This window comes from Sphingoaurantiacus capsulatus (assembly GCF_042648405.1).
Classification (GTDB): domain Bacteria; phylum Pseudomonadota; class Alphaproteobacteria; order Sphingomonadales; family Sphingomonadaceae; genus Sphingoaurantiacus; species Sphingoaurantiacus capsulatus.
Map to the genome: position 1 here is coordinate 515865 of NZ_JBHRXV010000004.1, position 21853 is coordinate 537717.

Here is a 21853-nt window from a genome sequence, read left to right on the forward strand (position 1 = left end):
CCGTCACATGACGGGCGCATCAAGGCCGCGATGAGCACGCGCCTCGCCCTGATTCTCCGTCCGGTGCCGCCGCGTCTGTCGGCGCTGCCGGCCAACGGTCTGCGCGGCTATTATTACCGGCGGCTGTGGGATGGCTGGTCGATGGCGCAGCGCACGCTGGCGAAGGCGCTGACGGCGGCACGCTATGGAGCGGCCGCCCGCCGCGGTGCGCTCGCCGCGTGGCGGCTGGGCTTCACGCCGACGATGTTCGACGAGGTCGAGGCGCGGCGGCAGCCGGGCGCGGCGCTCGCCGCCTTTCTCGACCAGGACGAGCGCAAGGGCGTCCACGCGCTGCTCAACCCCGGCGCGCTGCCCTTCGACGCCAATCCGCTGAAGAACAAGGCGCGCTTCGCCGCCTTCTGCGCCGCGCAGGGCCTGCCGGCGCCGCGCCCCGGCCCCGGCGCCGACGGCCTGATCGTCAAACCGCGTTACGGGTCGAAGGGCCGCGGCGTGCGCCGGCTGGAGCGGCGCGACGGGCAGTGGGTCGCCAATGACGGCGAGATCATCGCCGCCCTCAGCATGTCCCGCTGGGTCGCCGCGCAGGAGGCGGGCGGAATGATCGTGCAGGAGTTGCTGCGCACCAACCCGGCGCTGCGCTCAATCTCTCCGGGCGCGTTGCCGACCTTGCGCATCACCACCTGCCTGAACGAAAAGGGGGTGCCCGAGGTCGCCGACGTGGCGCTGCGCCTGTCGCTCGGCGACGACCGCGCCGCGGACAATTTCAACGCCGACAATCTGGTCTGCGGCGTCGACCGTGCGAGCGGCCGCCTCGGCCCGGCGTTGCGCCGCATCGCCGGCGGCTTTGCCGAGCTGGTAGCGCACCCGGCCACCCGCGCGCCGATCGCCGGGGAACAGCTCGCCGCGCTCGACGCCGCAATGGCGCTCGCCTGCCGCGCGCATGCGCCGCTGGCGCCAGGCTTCACGGTAATCGGTTGGGACATCGGCCTCGCGGAAAGCGGCCCGGCGCTGATCGAGGGAAATTGGAACCCGGGCTACAACGTCATGCAGCTCGTCCACGGCCGGGGCCTCGGCGAAATGCGGCTCGGCGAACTCTATCGCCATCATCTCGACCGGCTGCCCGCCGCGACATGGCACGCGGCGGCGCCCGTCGAATGGGCGCAGCGCCGACTCTAGCGCGCGCGCTCGGGCAATCGCACCAGCACCAGCGCGACGAGGATGGCGATCATGCCCGCCGCCTCGAGCCCGCTCAGCCGCTCGCCGAACCAGACAAAGCCGAACGCCGCCGACAACAGCGGCTGGATCAGCAGGCCGAGCCCGGCGGCAACCGGCGCGATGTGCGGCAGCGCGAAGATGATCAGCCCCTGCCCGATCACCTGGCTGCCCAGCGCGAGCAGGACGAGCGGCGTCCAGTCGCCCGGCCAGAAGGCGCCAGGCGCCGCGAGCGCGACCGGGAGCAGCATCAGCGCGCAGACGAAGGTCGCCCAGCCCAGCGCCGCCAGCGCCGAATGGCTGCCCCGCGCGCGCTCCATCGCGACGAAATAGCCGGTGTAGAACACCGCCGCGACCAGGCAGAGCAGGTCGCCGGCGAGGTTGCGCGGCGACACGTCGGCGGACAGCCCCATCAACAGGGTGATGCCGAGGCCGGCGAGCAGCAGCGCGGCGGCGGCCGGGCGGCTCGGCCAGGTGCGCGCCACCAGATAGCCCCAGAGCGGGTAGAGAAAGCTCGCCGAATTGGCGAACAGCGCGGCGTTGGCGAGCGTCGTCCGCTCAATGCCGAGATGCCAGGTCGACAGGTCGGCGGCGAAGCAGAAGCCCGCCGCGACGAACCAGCCCCAATGTGCCTTCGCCGGCGCGCCCTCGACCGGCGCCGCGCGCGATGCGGTCAGCCGTGCCAGCATCATCAGCGGCACGACCGCCAGTCCGACCCGCCAGAAGGCCGACGACAATGGCCCGACATCGGACAAGCGCACGAGCAGCGGCCCGGCCGAGAGGATGGCGCTGCCAAGGAGGAACATCGGAAAGGCTAAAGCTCGGCTATTCACACCTGAACCTTTTGGCGGTCGTGCATGGCTGCCCTGCTGTGGCAGTCAGGTGTCCGTCCGTCCACCCGTCGCCATGTCGGGGAACCCTCGGGGGAGGGTTGAACAGGAGCAAAGTTCAGATGCCCACGCTTTTCGACCCCATCCGTCTTGGCGCGACGCAGGCCGCCAACCGCATCATGATGGCGCCGCTCACCCGCGGCCGCGCCGACGCCGAGGGCGTGCCGCTCGCCCCGAAGATCGACTATTATCGCCAGCGCGCCGGCGCCGGCCTGATCATCACCGAGGCGACCGGTATCAGCCGCCAGGGCCTCGGCTGGGTCGACGCGCCCGGTATCTGGAGCGACGCGCAGGTCGAGGCCTGGAAGCCGGTCACCGACGCGGTCCACGCCGACGGCGGCCGCATCTTCCTGCAGCTGTGGCACATGGGCCGCCTCGTCCATTCGGACTTCCTCGACGGCGAAGCGCCGGTCTCCTCGTCCGACCGGCAGGCGCCGGGTAACGTTCGCACCTATAAGAGCGGCGGCCAGCGCATCGACTATTCGGTGCCGCGCCCCTTGAGCGTCGAGGAGATCAAGGGCGTCGTCGCCGACTATGCCCATGCCGCGAAGAACGCGATCCGTGCCGGCTTCGACGGCGTGCAGATCCACGGCGCGAACGGCTACCTCATCGACCAGTTCCTGCGCGACAACACCAACTTCCGAACCGACGAGTATGGCGGCAGCATCGAGAACCGGCTGCGCTTCATGACCGAGGTGGTCGACGCGGTGGTCGCGGCGATCGGCGCCGAACGCACCTCGATCCGCTTTTCGCCCAACGGCGAGACGCAGGGGGTCGAGGACAGCGATCCGGTGACGCTGTTCACCGCGGCGGCGCAGGTGATCGAGAGCCGCGGCCTCGCCTTCCTCGAGCTGCGCGAGCAGCGCCCCGACGGCACCTTCGGGCGCAGCGACGTGCCGGCAGTCAGCCCGCACATCCGCAAGGTCTACAACGGCCCGCTGGCGCTCAACGGCGATTATACGCGGCAGGAGGCGCTCGACGTCGTGCTGACCGGCCGCGCCGACGCGGTCGCCTTCGGCCGGCCGTTCATCGCCAACCCCGACCTCGTCGAGCGGCTGCGCGACGACCTCCCGCTTGCCGAGTCGAACATCAAGACCTGGTATTCGCCGGGCCCGGAAGGCTATTCCGACTATCCGCGCCACGACGCGGCCAAGGCGGCGTAGATATGAAAAAGGGCCCGGCTGCCCTTCGGCGGCCGGGCCCTTTTTCATCTGCCTATCGGCAGGCGGGTCAGGTCTGCAGCTTCGGCGAAATGACCATCAGCATCTGACGGCCTTCCATCTTCGGATGCTGCTCGACCTTGGCGACCTCGACGGTGTCGGCCTGAACGCGGTGCATCAGCTGCATGCCGATATGGCCCTGCGTCACCTCGCGACCGCGGAAGCGCAGGGTGATCTTCACCTTGTCGCCTTCCTCGATGAAGCGGTGAACCGCCTTCATCTTGGTGTCGTAGTCGTGATCATCGATGTTCGGACGCATCTTGATCTCTTTGATCTCCTGCGTCTTCTGGTTCTTGCGCGCGGCGGCAGCCTTCTTCTGCGCCTCGTACTTGAACTTGCCGATGTCGAGGAACTTCGCTACGGGCGGATCGGCGTTCGGGCTGATCTCGACCAGGTCGAGGCCGACTTCCGCGGCGGAGGCGATCGCCTCCTTCGTGTACATGACCCCGAGATTCTCGCCCTCGTGATCGATCACGCGCACCTTCTGCGAGACGATATGCTCGTTGAAGCGGGGACCGGACAGCGGCGGTGGGGGCGCGAGCCCGCGGCGGGGATAGGGCGGTGGTATGGCGTCGTCTCCTGTAGTGGGTCCGTTATTCAACGCCCGCATTTAATGCGGATCATGCTTTCGTGAAAGACCGTGACGGCCCCGTAGTTCCGAATCCTTGGGCGATGTGGCCGTTCAGCCCGCGCGCGCGAGGTCCGGCGGGGTCGCCTCGCGCACCAGCCGGGCGACGAAATCGTCGAGCTTCATCACTTCCTGGCCACCCTCGGCGCCGAGCTTCCGCACCGCGACGGTGCCTTCCTCCGCCTCGCGCTTGCCGACAACGAGGAGGTAGGGAACCTTGGCGAGGCTGTGCTCGCGCACCTTGTAGTTGATCTTCTCGTTGCGAAGATCGGCCTCGACGCGCAGCCCCGCCGCCTGCAGCTTCGCGACCGCAGCGTTGGCGAAGTCGTCGGCATCGGAGACGATCGTCGCCACCACTGCCTGCACCGGCGACAGCCAGGCCGGGAAGCGGCCGGCGTGATGCTCGATCAGGATGCCGATGAAGCGCTCGAAGGTACCGAGAATCGCGCGGTGCAGCATCACCGGGCGGTGCCGCTGGCCATCCTCGCCGACGTAGCTGGCGTCGAGGCGGTCGGGCAGCACCGTATCCGCCTGGATGGTGCCGACCTGCCAGGTCCGGCCGATGGCGTCGGTCAGGTGGAATTCGAGCTTCGGCGCATAGAAGGCGCCCTCACCCGGCAGCTCTTCCCAGCCGAATTCCTCGGTGGCGCGGCCGGCGACCTTCACCGCCTCGCGCAGGATCGCCTCGGCCTTGTCCCACATCTCGTCGCTGCCGAAGCGCTTCTCGGGGCGCAGGGCCAGCTTGATCGCGTAGCTGTCGAAGCCGAGGTCGCGATAGACGCTGTCGAGCAGGTCGCAAAAGTCGCGGATCTCCTCGATCAGCTGATCCTCGCGGCAGAAGATGTGCGCATCGTCCTGCGTGAACTGGCGGACGCGCATGATGCCATGGAGGGCGCCATGCGGCTCGTTGCGGTGGCAACAGCCGAATTCCGCCATGCGGATCGGCAGGTCGCGATAGCTCTTGATGCCCTGCCGGAAGATCAGCACGTGCGCCGGGCAGTTCATCGGCTTCAAGGCCATCAGGTCGGCATCGCCCGACAGGATCGGCCCTTCTTCCTCGGCGTTGGGAATCTCGTCGGGCACCACGAACATGTTCTCGCGGTACTTGCCCCAGTGGCCCGACTGCTCCCACTGCCGCGCGTCCATCAGCTGCGGCGTCTTCACCTCGACATAGGCCGAGGCGTCGAGCCGGCGGCGCATATAGGCCTCGAGCTGCCGCCACAGCAGATAGCCCTTCGGGTGCCAGAACACCGACCCCTGTGCTTCCGACTGCAGGTGGAACAGGTCCATCTCCTGGCCGATCTTGCGGTGGTCGCGCTTGCCCGCTTCCTCGAGCCGCGTCAGATGCTCGTCGAGCTGCTTCTTGTTGAGCCAGCCGGTGCCGTAGACGCGGCTCAGCATCGCGTTCTTCTGGTCGCCACGCCAATAGGCGCCCGACACGCGCGTCAGCTTGAAAGCGTTGGGGTCGAGCTTGCCGGTCGAGGGCAGATGCGGCCCGCGGCACATGTCGAGCCACGCGCCGGCGCGGTAGATCGTCAGCTCCTCGCCCGCCGGCAGCTCCGCCGCCCATTCCGCCTTGAAGGTCTCGCCCTGATCCTTGAAGCGGGCGATGAGCTGGTCGCGCGTCCACACCTCGCGGACGAGCTTCTCGTCGCGGGCGATGACCTTGCGCATCTCCGCCTCGATCGCCGGCAGATCCTCGTCGGTGAACGGCCGGTCCTTCGGCGCGAAGTCGTAATAGAAGCCGTCGTCGGTCGCCGGGCCGAAGGTGATCTGCGTGCCGGGGAACAGGTTCTGCACGGCTTCGGCCAGCACATGCGCATAATCGTGGCGCACCAGTTCCAGCGCGTCGGCCTCGTCCTTCGAGGTGACGATGGCGAGGCTGACATCTGCCTCGATCGGCCGTTCGAGGTCGCGGACCTCGCCGTTGATGCGCGCGGCGAGCGCCGCCTTGGCCAGTCCCGCACCGATCGAGCGCGCGACATCACCCGCCGTCGTGCCGCGCTGAAGCTCGCGCGCGGAACCATCGGGAAGCGTGACGCGGATCATTTCGGACACGGGAATTGGGCCTTTCCGGGCTTGGGGATAAGTCGCGCGCACCCTATGGATGGCGGCCCGACTGTCAAGGCGAGCGCATATGAGCGACCTGCGATACGTTGATCAGGGCGACATCCGCCTCGCCTATCGCCACCGCGCGGGCGAGGGCCCCACGGTCGTTTTCCTCTCCGGCTATATGTCCGACATGAGCGGAACCAAGGCCGAGGCGCTCGATGCCTGGGCGGCGGCGGCCGGCCGCGCCTTCCTGCGCCTCGACTATTCGGGCTGCGGGGCGAGCGAGGGAGCGTTCGAGGACGGCACCATCGGCCGCTGGCGCGACGATGCGCGGGCGGTGATCGACGCCGTCGCGCCGGGGCCGCTGGTGCTGGTCGGATCGTCGATGGGCGGCTGGATCGCGCTGTTGCTTGCGGCCGCCATGCCCGAGCGGGTCGCGGCGCTGGTCGGCGTCGCCGCCGCGCCCGATTTCGTCGACTGGGGGCTGTGGGCCGACCTCAGCGAGGCCGAGCGCGAAACCTTGATGCGTGATGGGCGACTGGAGCAGCCAAGCGACTATGGCGACCAGCCCTATGTCTACACCCGCGCGCTCGTCGAGGACGGTCGCGCCAACCGGCTGCTCGATGGTCCGGTCGCCTATTCCGGCCCGGTGCGGCTGCTGCAAGGGCAGCAGGACCCGGATGTGCCGTGGCGCCTCGCGCTCGACATCGCCGACAAGCTCAATTCATCGGACGTGCAGGTGATCCTGCTAAAAGACGGCGACCATCGGCTGTCGCGCCCGCAGGATCTTTCGCTGCTGACCGCCACCCTCGACGATTTGCCGGAGACGCCATGCGCCGCCTGACTCTTGCTCTCCTCATCGGCCTTACCGCCACGGCTGCCTATGCGCAGCGCAACCCGGCCGACCGCGACCGCTACGGCCGCTGCATCGCCGAAACGCGCAGCGACGCGGCGAAGGCGGTCGAGACCGCCAACAACTGGCGCGCCGCCGGCGGCGGGCTGCCGGCGCGGCATTGCCTCGCCATGGCCTATCTGGCGCAGGAGCGTTTCGCGCCCGCCGCCGTCGCGCTGGAGCAGGCAGCGCGCGCCGCCGAGGCCGAGCGCGATCCCGCCGCCGCCGATCTCTGGGGGCAGGCGGGCAACGCCGCGCTGCTCGCCGGCGATACCGAGAAGGCGCACGCCTATCTGTCGTCGGCGCTGCTCGGCGCCGGGCCGGACAACCAGCGCCGCGGCCAGTTGCTGATCGACCGGGCGCGGGCGAGCGTCGAACTCGCCAAGCCGAGCGAGGCACGCGCCGATCTCGACCAGGCGATCCGGCTGATGCCGAAGGAGCCGGCGGCGTGGTTGCTCAGCGCGACGCTCGCCCGCCGTCAAGGCGAGCTGCTGCGCGCGTCGAGCGAGATCGCCGAGGCGGCGAAGCTGGTGCCCAACGACCCCGATATCCTGCTCGAACAGGGCAATATCGCCGGCGCGCAGGGCGACCCGGCGGCAGCGCGGACGGCGTGGGACGCGGTGGTGAAAGCCTCGCCCGATTCGCCCGCCGGCAAGGAAGCAGCAAAAGCGCTGGCGGCGAACGCCGCGCCGGCAAAGTAGCTTCTCCCAACAACCGTCATTCCGGCGAAAGCCGGAATCCAGTTCGACGGCCGGTCTGGATACCGGCTTTCGCCGGTATGACGGTGATGTTTGGGCCGAAACCCTAGAACGACCGCGGGTTCAGCCCTTCCGGCAGTTCGTATCGCGTGAACTTGCCGAGCTGGCAGCCGCCATAGTCGAAGCCCGACGCTGGCTCGCTGACCTGCATCACATCGACCGCGCACAGCCGGCCGTAGCTGCGATAGGCAAAGGAGCTGCCGCTGCGCGTGATCTGCGGGCAGGCGTTGGGCAGATCGTTGCGGTAGGTGCGGCCGTTCTTGAGGTGAAAGAGCACAACGCGCGGGGTGACCGCGTTGATGTCGTCGATCTGGCGCGTGAGGATGCACGACACGGGCTCGGCGAGCGCCTTGCCGCGCAGCGCCAGTTCCCGGTTGGCGGCACGGTCATTCGAGCCGGCGTAAGCGGCGACCGCGACGGTCAGCGCGACGGCAGGCAGCAGGTATTTCAGCATCGGACTCTCCTCGGGCACCAGACTAGCACAGCGCCCGGGGATCGCCGAGGCGGCGGCTCAATAGCCCGCCGCCTGCCCGTCCTTGCGGAACTCCGACGCGCCCCAATAGACGCCGGTCTTCGGGTCGCGGAGGATCGCCTGATAGCCGCCGTAGGCCCCCGTCACATACTCGACCTGATGGCCGCGCTTCTTCAACTCGGCGACCACCGCCGCCGGGACGCCGGCTTCCAGTTCGATCTTGCCGCCGTCGGTCATCGGCGGCGCGCTCAGCGGTTCGGTCGAGCCGTCGTGGTGGAAGCGCGCGGCGTCGCCCGCCGCCTGCACGTTCATGCCGAAATCGACCATGTTGACGACGATCTGCGCATGGCCCTGCGGCTGCATCGCGCCGCCCATCAGCCCGAACGACAGCCACGGCTGCCCATCCTTGGTGATGAAAGCGGGGATGATGGTATGGAACGGCCGCTTGCCCGGCTGGTAGGCGTTGGCGTGGCCGGCCTCCATCGCGAACATCTCGCCGCGGTCCTGCAGCATGAAGCCGAGCGTGCGCCCGTCGGCGCTGCCGGGGACGAGGCCCGATCCCATGCCGCGATAGTTGGACTGGATGAGGCTCACCATCATCCCGTCCTTGTCGGCGACGGTCATGTAGATGGTGTCGCGGCCCGCCTTGTCGGGGATGCCGGCATCCACCGACTTCGCCGCCTGGTCCATGCGGATCAGCTTGCGCCGCGCCGCGGCATAGTCGTCGGACAGCAGTTCGCGCACCGGCGCCTTCACGAACGCCGGATCGGCGTAATATTTGGCGCGGTCGGCAAAGGCGATCTTCTTCGCCTCGACCATTACATGCCAGAAATCCGCCGACTGCCGCCCCATCGCCTTCAAATCATAAGCTTCGAGGATATTGAGCATCTGCAGCGCCGCGATGCCCTGCCCGTTCGGCGGCAGTTCCCACACGTCATAGCCGCGATAGTTGACCGACACCGGGTCGATCCATTCGGACTTGTGCGCCGCGAGATCGCTCTTGCGATGCGGTGCGCTGATCCGCTGGAAATAGGCGTCCATCACGTCGCCCAGCTCACCCTTATAGAAGGCGTCGCGGCCCTTCTCGCCGATGGTCTTCAAGGTGCGGGCGAGGTCGGGGTTGCGGAAAATTTCGCCTTCGACCGGCGACCGGCCGTTGGGCGTATACACCCGGCGCATGTTGCCGGCTTCCTGCAGCATGCCGCTCGATGCCGACCGCTCGAAGCCCTTGATGTTGCGATCCCAATAATAAGCGATGGCCTCGCTGATCGGGAAACCGGCTTCGGCATAGGAGACCGTCGGCGCGAGGATCTGGCTCATCGGCAGCTTGCCGAACTTGCCGTGCATCTCGAACCAGCCGTCGACGGCACCCGGCACGGTGACCGGCAGCCAGCCATGCGGCGGCAGCTCGAGCTTGCCGCCGTTCGCCTTCTTCAGCTGCGCCAAGGTCTGGCCGAGCGGCGAGCGGCCCGAGGCATTGAGGCCGTGCAGCTTCTTGGTCCGCGGGTCCCAGATGATCGCGAACAGGTCGCCGCCGATGCCATTGCCGGTCGGCTCCATCAGCCCGAGCGCCGCATTCGCCGCAATCGCCGCGTCGACCGCGGTGCCGCCGGCTTTGAGGATATCGAGCGCCACCTGCGTCGCCAGCGGCTGGCTGGTCGCCGCCATGCCGTTGACACCAAGCACGGCGGAACGCGTCGCCTGCGGCGCGCCCGACACACGGTCGCCCTGGTCCTTGATTATCGGTTCGATGGCGTGCGCGAAGCCGCCCCAGCCGATCATCGCCGTTGCCAGCATGATTCCGATGCGCCGCATGTCCCCGCTCCCTGCCCTGACGTGATGGCGGGTTATGGCGTGGAGCGTGTTGAAACCGCAAATGAAAAGGGCGACCACTGCCCCCAGTGGTCGCCCTTTCGTGGCCGCATGCGGCGAACCGGATGCGGAGTCCGCTAACAGAGATTGCCCCTCTCTCGAACGGATAAGGCCAACATCGCAAGGACGATGCCAAGTGCATCAATCAAGCAAAATCAATCACTTGAAAAAATGGTGACAGCGCCGCTGTAAAAACCGGCGACAGTTTTAGCCGCGAAACGAGTCCTTGCCGGCCCGGCGCGCGGCGAATTCATCGACGGTCGCAGCGCGGGTGAAGGGGTTGGTGGCGCGTTCGAGCGCGATCGTCGACGGCACCGTCGGCCGCCCCGCCCCGCGCGCGGCAATCACTGCATCCATCCGCTCGCGCAAAGCGTGGTTGTCGGGCTCGACGGTCAGCGCGAAGCGGCCGTTCGACGCGGTATATTCATGCGCGCAATAGACCTGCGTGGCATCGGGCAGTGCCATCAGCTTGCCGAGCGAGCCGAACATCTGTTCCGGCGTGCCCTCAAACAGGCGACCGCAGCCCATCGCGAACAGGGTGTCGCCGCAGAACAGCAGGCCGTCCGCCGCGAAATGATAGGCGTTGTGGCCGGCGGTATGGCCCGGCACGTCGATCACCTTGCCGACCGCCGCGCCGATGCACACCGCGTCGCCCTCGACGACGGCGCGGTCGATGCCGGGGATCTTCGCTTCCTCGCCGGCGGGGCCGGTGATGGTGCAGCCGGTCGCCGCCTTGATCGCGGCGTTGGCGCCGACATGGTCGGGGTGCCAGTGGGTGTTCAGAATCTGCGTGATCCGCCAGCCGCGCGCCCCCGCCGCCTCCAGCACTGGCTCGGGCACGGCGGGATCGACCACCGCCGTCTCGCCGCTCGCCGCATCATGGACGAGATAGACATAATTGTCCGAGAGGACGGGGACCTGCACGACCTCAAGCATGGGGAATCTCGTCATAGCCGCGTCCCTTGAACTGCAGCAGGCAGAAGCCGTGGCCGAACGGGTCGGCGAACATGGCGATGCGGCCCCAGTTGGCCTCGCGCAGCTCGCCCTCCTGTACCGCGCCGGCCGCGAGCGCGCGCGTCACCGCCGCGTCGAGATCGTCGACGGCGAGGTCGATGTGCACCGGCGTCCAGTGCCGATCGTAGCGGCGGGTATCGCCGCCGTCGGGGCCGATGGGGGTGCCGCCGTCCTTCTGCAGCAGGTAGATCAGCGCCTCGGCCCCGAGCAGCTCAGTCATCCCGTCCCACCGGCGACCGACGTGCAAGCCGAGTGCTGCGGTATAGAAGGCCTCCGCGCGCGCCTGATCTTCGACATCGATGTTGAGGATGAGGCGCATCACCAGACGCCGGTGTTCGGCATCGAGGCCCAGGGCTCGGCGGGCGGCAGCCGCTCGCCCTTCTGCAGCAGCTCGACCGAGATATTGTCGGGGGAGCGGATGAACGCCATGTGGCCGTCGCGCGGCGGGCGGTTGATGGTGACGCCGCCGTCCATCAGCCGCTGGCAGGCGGCATAGATGTCGTCGACCACATAGGCGAGATGGCCGAAGTTGCGGCCGCCGGTGTATTCCTCCGGGTCCCAATTATAGGTCAGCTCGACCTCAGGGGCGCGCTCCGCCGAGGAGCGGCCCTCGTCGTCGGGCGCGGCGAAGAACACGAGGGTGAACCGCCCCTTCTCATTGTCGAAGCGGCGCATCTCCGTCAGGCCCAGCAGCTCGTAGAATTTGACCGACGCCTCAAGGTCGGTGACGCGGACCATGGTGTGCAGATACTTCATGCCGCCTTCCTTTCGCGAAGCGCGCGCCCCTCATAGGTTTCGAACAGCGCGACGACCCAGTCGGGAACCGGCGACGACTTGCCCCGCACCTCGGCGACATGCACCGACACTTCCTCGCCGGTGGCACGCAGATCGTCCTTCGCCGCACCGTGCAGCTCGAACGCAAAGGTCATCGAGCTGGTGCCGATCCGCGAACAGCGCGCGCAGATGTCGATCTCCTCGTCGAGCATGATCGGCACCTTGAAGTCGACAATCGCCCTGGCGACGTGGAATTCGGCGGCGCCTTCGCCCGACACCGGCGTGTTGTCGTACATGCCCACCGTCCGCCAATATTCGGTGATGCCGATGTCGAAATATTCGAGATAGCGCGAGTTGAAGACCACCGACTGCGCGTCGATCTCGGCGAAGCGTACCCGCTTCCTGAAGGCAAAACGGAAATCGGCCCGGGCCACGCGATTCTCCTCAACATTCAGTCGCCGTTCAACGGCCCTGTCCTAGTCGAGGCGGGAAGAAGCCTCAACGATCCAGGAACAGCATGACCGACAGCCCGCGCGCGAACAGCCTCGTCATTGCGGCAGCCATCCTTGCCGGCGGCATGATCGCCGGCGGCGGCTGGCTCGGCCACAACATCGCCGAGACGCGGCTGGCCGACCGGTCGGTGACGGTGCGCGGCCTCGCCGAGCGCGATGTCACCGCCGACCTCGCCACCTGGACCCTGGCGTTCAGCTCGACCGGCAATGACGTGGCGCCGGTGCAGGCGAAGATCGACCGGGATACCGCGGCGATCCGCGCCTATCTGAAGCGCTACGGCTTCGCCGACGCCGAGGTCGCGACCGCTGGCGTGTCGGTCAACCAGTGGGTCGACAACAATCCCGCCTATGGCACCGAGGGCCGCCGCAACGTCACCGTGCGGCAGCGGCTGCAGTTGCGCACGACGAAGGTGATGGACGCCCGCCGCGCTGCTGCCGGGGTCTCCGAGCTGGTCCGGGCCGGCGTCGCGCTGGAGGAAGGGTCGAACGTCACCTACAGCTTCACCAGGCTGGAGAGCGTCAAGCCGGCGATGATCGCGACGGCGACCCGTGACGCACGGCGCGGCGCCGAGCAGTTCGCCAAGGATTCAGGCTCGGGCGTCGGCGGCATCAAGCATGCCGCGCAGGGCTATTTCTCGGTCGGCCCGCGCGACGGCGAGGGCGGCAGCGAGCGCGGCGGCGCCGATACGCCGTTCCAGAAGGTACGCGTCGTCACCACCATCGACTTCTATCTCGACTGAGGATCGGCCTGATACTCGGGGTCGCGGTCCATCGTCGGCGCCGCGACGCCGGTATCCGCCGCCTCGCCGGTCGCCGGTGTTGAGGCGGCGAACTGCACCTTCCGCCAGCCGCCGAACCGGTAGTAGGCGAGCGCCAGCACGACCGACACGGCCGAGCCGAGCGGGAAGCTCCACCAGATCGCGTCGGCGCCGAGGCTGTCCTGCAGGTTGGCCGCGAACGGCAACCGCACGCCCAGCAGCGAGATGCAGAGGATAATCAGCGGCGGCATCACCGCGCCGGTCGCGCGCACCACGCCGAACAGCACGATGGTGATGCCGAACAGCACGAACGACCAGCTGGCGAGGTGGTTGATGTGTACCGCCGTCTCGATCGCACCGCCGTCGCCGGGCAGGAACAGGCCGAGCGCCGCGCGGTCGATGAAATAGAGCAGCACCACCAGCACGCCCGTCATGGCAATGTTGAAGCCGATGCCCGCCCCGGCAATCCGCCCGACGCGATCCCAGCGCCCCGCCCCGACATTCTGCGCCGCCATCGACGAGGCGGCCGCGCCGATCGCCAGCGCCGGCATCTGGATATAGGTCCAGAGCTGCGCCGCGACGCCGTAGGCCGCAGCGGTCTGCACGCCATAGCCGTTGACCAGCCCCATCATCGCCAGCGCGGCCGAGGAGATCACCACCATCTGCAGCCCCATCGGCACGCCCTTGGCGACGATGGCCTTCAGCAGGTGCGGCTGCGGCCGGAAATGGCCGAGCTCATGCCGGCGCGGCAGCAGCGGATGCTGGCGCCTGTAGAGCAGCATCAGCAAAGCCGCGAAGCTGACGCCCTGTGCGATCAAGGTGGCGAGCGCCGATCCGGCGATGCCGAGGGCGGGGATCGGGCCGACTCCCCGGATCAGTAGCGGGTTCAACACGATGTCGAGCGCCACCGACAGTGCCATGAAATAGAAGGGAGTCTTTGAATCCCCCGCGCCGCGCATCACCGCCATCGCGAACGCGAAGGCGTTCATGAACGGCACCGCGACGAAGATCACGCGCAGATAGGCGATGGCGAGCGGCAGCGCCTCCGCCGGCGTTCCGAGCAGCCGCAGGATCGCCGGCGTGAAGATCACGCCCGCGGTCGCCAGCACCGCCGAGGTGGCGAAAAAGAAGGTGGCGCCGGTGCCGACCACATGTTTCGCCCGGTCGATGTCGCGGGCGCCGAACGCCTGGCCGACGAGGATCGTCGCCGCCATCGCCACGCCGAACACTGCGCCCAAAAGCAGGAAGAGCACGAGGTTGGCGTTGGAGGTGGCGGTCAGCGCCGCCTCGCCGAGCAGATTGCCGATCCAGATCGCGTTGACCGACCCGTTCAGCGACTGCAGCACATTGCCGCCGAGCACCGGCAGCGCGAAGGCGGCCAGCGTCGAGGCGATCGGCCCGGTGGTGAGGTCGCGGGCACCGGGAGCGGGACGGCTGCTCATCGGGAGGTGAAGCCTTCAGCGGGAAGAGGGTTCTGAATTATCGCGACTGACCGAACAACCCCCGTCGTCATACCGGCGAAAGCCGGTATCCAGACCGGCCGTCGAACTGGACACCGGCTTTCGCCGGTATGACGGCAAGGGGTGTGATGGTCGACCGGACCTACCCGTACAGCGCATCCAGCTTCGCGCCATAGGCCTGCCGGATCACATGCCGCCGGATCTTCAGCGACGGCGTCATCATCTCGTTCTCCACCGTGAACGCCTCGTCGGCGAGAATCACCCGCCGGACCTTTTCGATCACCGACAATTGCGTGTTCACCCGGTCGACCGCCGCCATCACCGCCTTGTGGAAGGCGGGGTCGGCGCGCAGCGCGGCGTCGTTGGCGCGGCCGTTTTCCGCCGCCCATTCCGCCACCCATTCGGGATCGGGCACGATGAGCCCGACGAGATAGGGCCGGCGGTCGCCATGGACCATCGCCTGCAGGATTTCCGACTGCAGGGTCAGCATGCCCTCGACGCGCTGCGGCGCGACATTGTCGCCCTTGTCATTGACGATGATGTCCTTCTTGCGGTCGGTGATGACGATATGGCCGTCCTCGTCGATGTGGCCGATGTCGCCGGTGTGCAGCCAGCCGTCCTGGAGGACGCGGGCGCTCTCCTCCTCATTCTGCCAATAGCCCTGCATCACCAGTTCGCCGCGCACGCAGATTTCGCCGTCGGCGGCGATGCGCACCTCGACGCCCTTCAGCGGGCGGCCGACGCTGTGCATCTTGATGTTGGCGCTCGGCCGGTTGCAGGAGACCACCGGGCCGGACTCGGTCTGGCCATAGCCCTGCAGCAGGTTGATGCCGAGCGAATAGAAGAAGATGCCGACTTCGGGGTTGAGCGGCGCGCCGCCCGCCACCATCGCCTTCAGCCGCCCGCCGAACTTGCCGCGCACCTTCTTGCGCAGGGTCGCGTCGATGACGAGGTCGAGCGGCTTGTCGAGCAGGCCGAGCTTGTGGCCGTTGTCGTACCGCTTGCGGCCGAGCTTCAGCGCCTGGTCGAGCAGCTTCGGCGCGAGGCCGCCCTGCTTCTCGATGGTCTTCAGCATGCGCTGACGCAGCACCTCGAACAGCCGCGGCACCACCACCATGATGGTGGGCTTCGTCTCCTCAATGTTCGCCGCCAGCTTCTCAAGGCTTTCGGCGTAATAGATGTCGCCGCCGAGCGCGATCGGCAGGTATTGCCCGCCGCTATGCTCATAGGCGTGGCTCGCCGGCAGGAAGGACAGGAAGCTCTCAGGCTCGTCCTTCTCGAAATCATTCTCGATGATGTCGAGGCAGCCGTCGCAGTTCATCAGGATCGCGCCATGATGCTGCTTCACGCCGCGCGGCGCGCCGCCAGTGCCCGAGGTGTAGATGAGGCAGGCGGTGTCCGAGCGCTTGAGCTTCGCCACCGCCTTGCGCGTCGCCGCCACGTCGCCGGGGTTCTCCGCGAGCAGCTTGTCCCACTCATGGATCGCCGCCGACGACGACTGGCCGATGCGCAGCGGCTCCATGCCGATGACGGCGGTGCAGGCAGTCGACTGGTAGACCGCGGGCAGCAACACCTTCGCCAGCTTCGCCGTCGACACGATCGCCGCGCGCGCGCCGCTGTTCTCGAGGATGTGGACGTGATCGCGCTCGGTATTGGTGGTGTAGGTCGGCACGGTGATCGCGCCGGCCGCCATGATGCCGAGGTCGGCGATGCACCATTCGGGGCGGTTCTCCGATACCAGCACCACCCGGTCGCCCGGCTGGATGCCGATCGCCTTCAGCGAAGCGGCAAGGCTTGCCACCGCTTGCGCGGCGTCCACCCAGGAGATCGAGCGCCACGCGCCCTCGCTCTTGCGCCACAGGAACGGGTTCGACCCGCGCCGCTCCGCCTGATCGAAGAACATGGTGACCAGGTTCGGCCACGTCGCCGGCGTCTTCATCTCCCCAGGCTCCCCTTTGCCTTTGTTATTTCGGTTCGAGCAACGCCTGCCCGAAGGCGAGCGATTCGCCTTCCGAGCGCGGGTCGGCGCCGCCGCGCCAGCCCTGCGGTGCCAGCTCGACGCCATTGGCCTTCAGCGGCAGCCCGGTGATCTGCACCTTGTGGCCCATCGCGGTCAGCGCCGGCGCCAGCGCCTCGAGGTCGGTGCCCTTTTCCAGCCGCACGAGGTCGCCCATCGCCACCACCTGCGGCATGGCGATCGCGTCCTGCACGCTCATCTTCCAGTCGAGCACGCCGATCATCGCCTTCGCCACCTGCGCGATGATGGTGGCGCCACCCGCGGCACCGATCGACAGCACCGGCTTGCCGGCGGCATCATAGGCGATCATCGGCGCCATCGAGCTGCGCGGCCGCTTGCCGGGCTGCACCCGGTTGGCGGTCGGCACGCCGTCGACATCGGGGACGAGGTTGAAGTCGGTCAGCTCGTTGTTGAGCACGTAGCCGTCGACCAGCACGCCCGACCCGAAGGGCGCCTCGATCGTCGAGGTCATCGCGACGACGTTGCCGGCGGCATCCGCCACCGACAGGCTCGACGTGCCCGCCACTTCGGTATCGGGCGCCGAGGCGATGTTCATCGCGCCGGGCGGATTGCCGGCGGGCGCCGTCGCCATCCGCTTGTCGGCGGCGATCAGCGAGGAGCGCTCGGTCATGTAGGAATCGCTCATCAGCCCCGCGGTCGGCACCGGCGTATGGTCGGGATCGGCGATCCACTGCGCGCGATCAGCATAGGCGAGGCGCATCGATTCGGAGATCAGGTGCCACGTCGTCGCGTCGCTGCGCTTCATCGCCGGCAGATCGAAGCGTTCGAGCTGCTTCAGGATCGCATAGACGGCCGGGCCGCCCGACGAGGGCGGGCCCATGCCGCAGACCTTGTAGGTGCGATACTGGCCGCAGACCGGCGCGCGCGGGCGCGATTCATAGGCGGCAACGTCGGCGACGGTCATCGTCGACTGGCTGCGCGGGCTGCTCCTCACCGCTGCCACCAGCCGCTCGGCCGCCTTGCCGCGGTAGAAATGCTCGGGGCCGTGCTCGGCGACATCGGACAGGAAGCTCGCCAGCGCCGGATTGTAGACGGTGGCGCCGAGCGGCTTCGGCGTGCCGTCCGCCTGATAATAGAGAAGCTGCGCCTCGGGCGATGACGACAGGAAGCTGCGATAGCTTTCGAGCACGCCGTGGAAGCGCGGGGTGATCGCAAAGCCGTCGCGCGCCAGCTTGATCGCCGGCTGGAAGATTGCTGCCCACGGCAGCTTGCCATGCTGCTTATGCGCCAGCGCGATGTTGGCGATGTTGCCCGGCACGCCGACGCTGCGCCCGCCGGCGCGCGCCGCGTCGAACGAAGCGGGCGCCTTGCCGGCGGCGTCGAGAAACCATTTGGGCGTCGCGGACGACGGCGCTTCCTCGCGTCCGTCATAGGTGGCGAGACCGGTCTTCGCGTCATGCACGACGATGAAGCTGCCGCCGCCGATCCCCGACGACTGCGGCTCGACGACGGTCAGTGCCAGCATCACCGCGGCGGCGGCATCGACCGCCGAGCCACCCTTGGCGAGAATCTCGCGGCCCGCCTCGGCGGCGCGCGGATCGGCGGCGGAAACGGCGGCGCCGATCGACGACGGCGCGGCGGATGGCCGCTCGGCAATCGTGGTGGTTGAGCAGGCTGCGAGCAGCAGCAGCGGCAACAGACGCGACGCGATCCTCACGCAGATCCCCTTCTGGTTGCCGTCACCTTAGGCGCGGCCCGCAAGGCTCGCCAACCCTGAACAGCGCGTCAGGCGTCGGACCCGACCGCGGTATCGACGCTTGGGAAGCCGTCGCGCTGCAGCAGCGTGAGCAGTTCTTCCTTGATGCGGGCGACGAGGCCCGGCCCTTCGTAGACCAGCATCGAATAGAGCTGCACGGCCGACGCCCCGGCGCGGATCTTGGCATAGGCGTCGGCGCCACTGGCGACGCCGCCGGCGCCGATCAGCGGCAGCCGCGCGCCCGTTGCGGCACGAAACTCGCGAAGCACCCGTGTCGAACGTTCGAACAAAGGCGCGCCCGACAGGCCGCCGGTCTCGCCAGCCTTGGCGCTGCGCAACCCGTCGCGGGCGATGGTGGTGTTGGAGACGATCAGCCCGTCGATGCCACCGGCCAGCGACACCTCGGCGATGTCGCGGATATCCTCCTCGGTCAGGTCGGGCGCGACCTTCACGAAGATGGGCGGTCCCCCTTCACCGCGCGCCGCCAGCGACCGCTCGATCAGCTCGGCGAGCGCCTCGCGCGATTGCAGCGCGCGCAGGCCCGGCGTGTTGGGCGAGGAAATGTTGACAGTGATGTAGCCAGCAAGCCCGCGCACCGCGCGCACGCCGGTCTCGTAGTCGGCGATACGGTCAACGGCGTCCTTGTTGGCGCCGACATTGGCGCCGACGATGCCCGGCCGACCCGCACGATCGCGCAACCGCGCGACATAGGCGTCGAGGCCTTCGTTGTTGAAGCCGAGCCGGTTGATGACGCCGCGGTCCTCGACCAGCCGGAACATGCGCGGCTTCGGATTGCCCACCTGCGGCAGCGGCGTCACCGTCCCCGCCTCGACGAAACCGAAGCCCAGCCCCAGCATCGCGTCGGGCACCTCGGCATTCTTGTCGAAGCCGGCGGCAAGGCCAATCGGATTGGGCAGGTTCAGCCCGGCGAGCGTCGTGGCGAGGATGGGGTCGTCGGGTGCGGCGGGGGGCAGCAACCCCAGCTTCAGCGCCTTCACCGTCAGGCCATGCGCGACCTCGGGATCGAGCGCGAACAGCAGCGGACGGGCGAGCGCATAGGCGAGCATGCGGCGGCTTATGCGGCGGCGCGCGTGACGAATCAAATCGACCCCGTCATGGTGCGCGCCGAAACAAATCCCCCGGGAGGCCCCATGAACCGTCATCTGCTGCTCGCCGCGACCGCGCTGGCATTGTCCGCCTGCACCGCCACCGAGACGGCGCAGGCTCCGGCCGCTGCCCCGCCGCCGCCGGCCGCGCCCGCCGAGGACCAGACGGTGGCGATCAACGCTTTCTTCGACGCCTATGATCAGGCGCAGCTCGCGAAGTCGCCGATGGGCCAGTCCTATCGCGGCATCAAGACCGACTATGACAAGTGGGACGATTTCTCCGACGCCGAAGCGGTGCGCGAGAACGAGGCCGGCATCGCGGCGCTCGCCGAGATGCGCGCGAAGTTTGCCAGCGCCAATCTTAGCCCGCAGGCACGGCTGTCCTACCGCCTGTTCGAAAAGGACGTCGAACGCGCGGTGAAGGGCTTCCCCTACCGCAACCTCAACTATGTCTTCGACCAGATGAACGGTGCGCAGAGCGGGCTGCCGGCCTTCCTCATCAACATCCACCGCGTCGAATCGAAGTCGGATGCCGAAGCCTATGTGAAGCGCCTGCACGGCCTCGGCCCGGCGCTCGACCAGATCATGGCGGAGGCGAGCGCCGCCGACGCGGTGCTGCCGCCGAAGTGGGTGTTCCCCTATGTGATCTCCGACTCGCGCAACATCATCAAGGGCGCGCCGTTCGACAGCGGCGCCGACTCCACGCTGTTCGCCGACCTCAAGTCGAAGGTCGCCAAGCTCGACATCCCGCAGGCCGAGAAGGACGCACTGGTCGCCGACGGGCGGCAGGCGCTGCTCACCTCGGTGAAGCCCGCCTACGAACGGCTCATCGCGTTGATGCAGGCGCAGGAGAAGCGCGCCGGGACCGATGACGGCGTGTGGCGCTTCGCCAAGGGCGGCGACTATTACGCGGAGCGCCTCGGCTATTACACCACCACCGCGATGACGCCGGATCAGGTCCACGATCTCGGCCTCGCCAACGTCGCGCGCATCCATGAGGAGATGCGCGGGATCATGAAGCAGGTGAGCTTCAAGGGCGACCTGCCCGCCTTCTTCGCGCACATGCGGACGTCGAAGCAGTTCTACTTCCCCAACAATGCGGAAGGGAAAGCCGCGTACCTCGCCGAGACCAACAAGGCGATCGACGCGATGTACAAGAAGCTGCCGGAATATTTCGACACGCTGCCGCAGGCGCGGCTGACGGTGAAGGCAGTCGAGCCGTTCCGCGAGAAGTCGGCGGGCAAGGCCTTCTACCAGCGCCCGGCGCCCGACGGCTCGCGGCCGGGCACCTATTACGTCAACCTCTACAACATGGCCGACATGCCTTCGACCGAGGTCGAGGCGCTGGCCTATCACGAGGGCGTGCCGGGGCATCACCTCCAGCGCACCATCCAGACCGAGCTGAAGGACGTGCCGCCGTTCCGCCGCTTCGGCGGCTTCACGGCCTATAGCGAGGGCTGGGGCCTCTATACCGAGAAGCTCGGCAAGGACATGGGCTTCTACACCGACCCGTATCGCGACTTCGGGCGGCTGCAATTGGAACTTCATCGCGCCATCCGCCTCGTCGTCGACACCGGGCTCCACCACAAGAAATGGACCCGCGAGCAGGCGATCAAATATGTCGAGGACAATTCGGCCGACGCGCCGGGCGGCATCGTCAAGGCGATCGAGCGCTACATCGTCAATCCGGGGCAGGCGACCGCCTACCTCGTCGGGCGGCTGAAGATCAGCGAACTGCGCGACCGCGCGCAGGCGCAGATGGGCAGCCGCTTCACCATGGGCGGCTTCCACGACACCGTGCTGCTGCCCGGCCCGGTGCCGCTCGACATCCTCGAAGAGAATGTGGACGCCTGGATCAAGGGCAACTGAGCCTCAACCCCTCTCCCCGCCGGGGAGAGGGCGACTCGCCGGCAGGCGAGCGGGGTGAGGGGAACCCTTCCCTCCGAACAAAGCTCGCGCTAAGCGCTCGCACCCCTCACCCAACCCTCTCCCCCGCGGGGAGAGGGCCTGCGCGCGGTTGACTTCTCATCGCGCGACCCTAGATGAAACCCGACCAAATTAATCCGGTATCCGATGATCCGCCTGACCAACCTTGCCGACTATGCCGTCGTGGTGATGACCGCGGCCGCCAAGGCGCGCGATCCGCGCCTGTCGGCGGGCAGCGTCGCCGCGGCCACCGGCCTGCCGGCACCGACCGTCGCCAAGCTGATGGGCAGCCTCGCCAAGGCCGGGCTGCTCGCCTCCTCGCGCGGCGTCGCGGGAGGCTTCCGGCTGGCGCGTGACGCGCGCGAGATCACCCTGGTCGACGTGGTCGAGGCCATTGATGGCCCAATCGCGCTGACCGCCTGCGCGCATGAGGTGCCGTCCGACTGCGCGATCATCGGCGCCTGCGCGGTGAAGCCCCATCTCGGCATCGTCAGCCGCACCGTGCGCGAGGCGCTGCGGTCGGTGACCTTGGCGCAGCTTGCCGGCGCGCCCGCCGTTCAGTTCGAGGAAGCGTAA

At 68.1% G+C, this 21853-nt stretch carries 20 protein-coding genes; 7 read left to right on the plus strand and 13 right to left on the minus strand.

Translation table 11 applies throughout. The features are described from left to right. Positions 1-30 precede the first annotated feature (30 nt). Positions 31-1173, plus strand: a complete 1143-nt coding sequence (locus tag ACFOMD_RS07730) for a sugar-transfer associated ATP-grasp domain-containing protein (RefSeq protein WP_380859346.1) — start codon at positions 31-33, stop codon at positions 1171-1173. Here the strand turns inward: ACFOMD_RS07730 and ACFOMD_RS07735 are convergent. Then, positions 1170-2015, minus strand: coding sequence for a DMT family transporter (locus tag ACFOMD_RS07735; protein ID WP_380859349.1), 846 nt, complete (start codon positions 2013-2015; stop codon positions 1170-1172). The two genes, ACFOMD_RS07730 and ACFOMD_RS07735, sit on opposite strands and share 4 nt — an antisense overlap. A 146-nt stretch (positions 2016-2161) precedes the next feature. On the opposite strand from ACFOMD_RS07735, the gene ACFOMD_RS07740 reads away from it, so the two are divergent. Then, a complete protein-coding gene (locus tag ACFOMD_RS07740; RefSeq protein ID WP_380859352.1) occupies positions 2162-3262 on the plus strand; it encodes an alkene reductase in 1101 nt (366 codons plus the stop codon). Positions 3263-3329: 67 nt separating this feature from the next. On the opposite strand, the gene infC is transcribed toward ACFOMD_RS07740, so the two are convergent. Next, positions 3330-3929 carry a translation initiation factor IF-3 gene (gene infC, locus ACFOMD_RS07745; protein ID WP_380859355.1) on the minus strand — a complete coding sequence of 200 codons (600 nt, stop codon included), beginning with the start codon at positions 3927-3929 and terminating at the stop codon, positions 3330-3332. A 72-nt stretch (positions 3930-4001) separates the two neighbouring features. After that, positions 4002-5996, minus strand: coding sequence for a threonine--tRNA ligase (thrS, locus tag ACFOMD_RS07750; RefSeq protein ID WP_380859596.1), 1995 nt, complete (start codon positions 5994-5996; stop codon positions 4002-4004). Between the two features lie 88 nt (positions 5997-6084). On the opposite strand from thrS, the gene ACFOMD_RS07755 reads away from it, so the two are divergent. Both ACFOMD_RS07755 and ACFOMD_RS07760 read left to right on the plus strand, forming a co-directional pair. After that, on the plus strand, positions 6085-6843 hold the full coding sequence (locus ACFOMD_RS07755) for an alpha/beta fold hydrolase (protein WP_380859358.1): 759 nt from the start codon (positions 6085-6087) through the stop codon (positions 6841-6843). After that, the gene (locus tag ACFOMD_RS07760) at positions 6831-7592 is read left to right on the plus strand and encodes a tetratricopeptide repeat protein (RefSeq protein WP_380859361.1); all 762 of its coding nucleotides are present in this window, start codon (positions 6831-6833) and stop codon (positions 7590-7592) included. Before ACFOMD_RS07755 ends, ACFOMD_RS07760 begins: the two co-directional genes overlap by 13 nt. A 103-nt stretch (positions 7593-7695) precedes the next feature. Here ACFOMD_RS07760 and ACFOMD_RS07765 read toward each other — a convergent pair whose 3' ends face one another. From ACFOMD_RS07765 to ACFOMD_RS07790, 6 genes are all read right to left on the minus strand, one after another. After that, entirely contained in the window at positions 7696-8103 is a 408-nt protein-coding gene (locus ACFOMD_RS07765; protein WP_380859364.1) for a hypothetical protein, read from the minus strand. 57 nt (positions 8104-8160) lie between these two features. Then, positions 8161-9936, minus strand: a complete 1776-nt coding sequence (ggt, locus tag ACFOMD_RS07770; protein ID WP_380859367.1) for a gamma-glutamyltransferase — start codon at positions 9934-9936, stop codon at positions 8161-8163. Between the two features lie 264 nt (positions 9937-10200). Next, positions 10201-10929 (minus strand): hydroxyacylglutathione hydrolase, encoded by a 729-nt coding sequence (gene gloB / locus ACFOMD_RS07775; protein WP_380859599.1) that lies wholly within the window; start codon positions 10927-10929, stop codon positions 10201-10203. Continuing rightward, a complete protein-coding gene (locus tag ACFOMD_RS07780) occupies positions 10922-11326 on the minus strand; it encodes a VOC family protein (protein ID WP_380859602.1) in 405 nt (134 codons plus the stop codon). Before ACFOMD_RS07780 ends, gloB begins: the two co-directional genes overlap by 8 nt. After that, positions 11326-11763: a VOC family protein gene (locus tag ACFOMD_RS07785; protein ID WP_380859370.1), complete on the minus strand. Its 438-nt coding sequence runs from the start codon at positions 11761-11763 to the stop codon at positions 11326-11328. Before ACFOMD_RS07785 ends, ACFOMD_RS07780 begins: the two co-directional genes overlap by 1 nt. Beyond that, positions 11760-12215: an acyl-CoA thioesterase gene (locus tag ACFOMD_RS07790; protein ID WP_380859373.1), complete on the minus strand. Its 456-nt coding sequence runs from the start codon at positions 12213-12215 to the stop codon at positions 11760-11762. Before ACFOMD_RS07790 ends, ACFOMD_RS07785 begins: the two co-directional genes overlap by 4 nt. Before the next feature lie 83 nt (positions 12216-12298). Here ACFOMD_RS07790 and ACFOMD_RS07795 point away from each other — a divergent pair, with 83 nt between their 5' ends. Continuing rightward, entirely contained in the window at positions 12299-13033 is a 735-nt protein-coding gene (locus ACFOMD_RS07795) for an SIMPL domain-containing protein (RefSeq protein ID WP_380859376.1), read from the plus strand. On the opposite strand, the gene ACFOMD_RS07800 is transcribed toward ACFOMD_RS07795, so the two are convergent. The 4 genes from ACFOMD_RS07800 to ACFOMD_RS07815 form a co-directional block, all read right to left on the minus strand. Beyond that, entirely contained in the window at positions 13021-14493 is a 1473-nt protein-coding gene (locus ACFOMD_RS07800) for an MATE family efflux transporter (protein WP_380859379.1), read from the minus strand. The two genes, ACFOMD_RS07795 and ACFOMD_RS07800, sit on opposite strands and share 13 nt — an antisense overlap. Before the next feature lie 160 nt (positions 14494-14653). Then, entirely contained in the window at positions 14654-16450 is a 1797-nt protein-coding gene (locus ACFOMD_RS07805) for an AMP-dependent synthetase/ligase (RefSeq protein ID WP_380859382.1), read from the minus strand. A gap of 25 nt (positions 16451-16475) precedes the next feature. Further along, complete coding sequence (gene ggt, locus ACFOMD_RS07810; RefSeq protein WP_380859385.1) at positions 16476-18206, minus strand: gamma-glutamyltransferase; 1731 nt, start codon at positions 18204-18206, stop codon at positions 16476-16478. Positions 18207-18274: 68 nt separating this feature from the next. Further along, the gene (locus tag ACFOMD_RS07815; protein WP_380859388.1) at positions 18275-19312 is read right to left on the minus strand and encodes a quinone-dependent dihydroorotate dehydrogenase; all 1038 of its coding nucleotides are present in this window, start codon (positions 19310-19312) and stop codon (positions 18275-18277) included. A gap of 84 nt (positions 19313-19396) precedes the next feature. On the opposite strand from ACFOMD_RS07815, the gene ACFOMD_RS07820 reads away from it, so the two are divergent. Next, a complete protein-coding gene (locus ACFOMD_RS07820) occupies positions 19397-21220 on the plus strand; it encodes a DUF885 domain-containing protein (protein ID WP_380859391.1) in 1824 nt (607 codons plus the stop codon). A 204-nt stretch (positions 21221-21424) separates the two neighbouring features. After that, entirely contained in the window at positions 21425-21853 is a 429-nt protein-coding gene (locus tag ACFOMD_RS07825; protein WP_380859394.1) for an SUF system Fe-S cluster assembly regulator, read from the plus strand.

Bases quoted from the DNA above. Each gene is read 5' to 3' on its own strand.
- ACFOMD_RS07730 (WP_380859346.1), top strand. From the start codon at position 31: ATGAGCACGCGCCTCGCCCTGATTCTCCGTCCGGTGCCGCCGCGTCTG.
- ACFOMD_RS07735 (WP_380859349.1), bottom strand. From the start codon at position 2,015: ATGTTCCTCCTTGGCAGCGCCATCCTCTCGGCCGGGCCGCTGCTCGTG.
- ACFOMD_RS07740 (WP_380859352.1), top strand. From the start codon at position 2,162: ATGCCCACGCTTTTCGACCCCATCCGTCTTGGCGCGACGCAGGCCGCC.
- infC (WP_380859355.1), bottom strand. From the start codon at position 3,929: ATGCGGGCGTTGAATAACGGACCCACTACAGGAGACGACGCCATACCA.
- thrS (WP_380859596.1), bottom strand. From the start codon at position 5,996: ATGATCCGCGTCACGCTTCCCGATGGTTCCGCGCGCGAGCTTCAGCGC.
- ACFOMD_RS07755 (WP_380859358.1), top strand. From the start codon at position 6,085: ATGAGCGACCTGCGATACGTTGATCAGGGCGACATCCGCCTCGCCTAT.
- ACFOMD_RS07760 (WP_380859361.1), top strand. From the start codon at position 6,831: ATGCGCCGCCTGACTCTTGCTCTCCTCATCGGCCTTACCGCCACGGCT.
- ACFOMD_RS07765 (WP_380859364.1), bottom strand. From the start codon at position 8,103: ATGCTGAAATACCTGCTGCCTGCCGTCGCGCTGACCGTCGCGGTCGCC.
- ggt (WP_380859367.1), bottom strand. From the start codon at position 9,936: ATGCGGCGCATCGGAATCATGCTGGCAACGGCGATGATCGGCTGGGGC.
- gloB (WP_380859599.1), bottom strand. From the start codon at position 10,929: ATGCTTGAGGTCGTGCAGGTCCCCGTCCTCTCGGACAATTATGTCTAT.
- ACFOMD_RS07780 (WP_380859602.1), bottom strand. From the start codon at position 11,326: ATGCGCCTCATCCTCAACATCGATGTCGAAGATCAGGCGCGCGCGGAG.
- ACFOMD_RS07785 (WP_380859370.1), bottom strand. From the start codon at position 11,763: ATGAAGTATCTGCACACCATGGTCCGCGTCACCGACCTTGAGGCGTCG.
- ACFOMD_RS07795 (WP_380859376.1), top strand. From the start codon at position 12,299: ATGACCGACAGCCCGCGCGCGAACAGCCTCGTCATTGCGGCAGCCATC.
- ACFOMD_RS07800 (WP_380859379.1), bottom strand. From the start codon at position 14,493: ATGAGCAGCCGTCCCGCTCCCGGTGCCCGCGACCTCACCACCGGGCCG.
- ACFOMD_RS07805 (WP_380859382.1), bottom strand. From the start codon at position 16,450: ATGAAGACGCCGGCGACGTGGCCGAACCTGGTCACCATGTTCTTCGAT.
- ACFOMD_RS07815 (WP_380859388.1), bottom strand. From the start codon at position 19,312: ATGCTCGCCTATGCGCTCGCCCGTCCGCTGCTGTTCGCGCTCGATCCC.
- ACFOMD_RS07820 (WP_380859391.1), top strand. From the start codon at position 19,397: ATGAACCGTCATCTGCTGCTCGCCGCGACCGCGCTGGCATTGTCCGCC.
- ACFOMD_RS07825 (WP_380859394.1), top strand. From the start codon at position 21,425: ATGATCCGCCTGACCAACCTTGCCGACTATGCCGTCGTGGTGATGACC.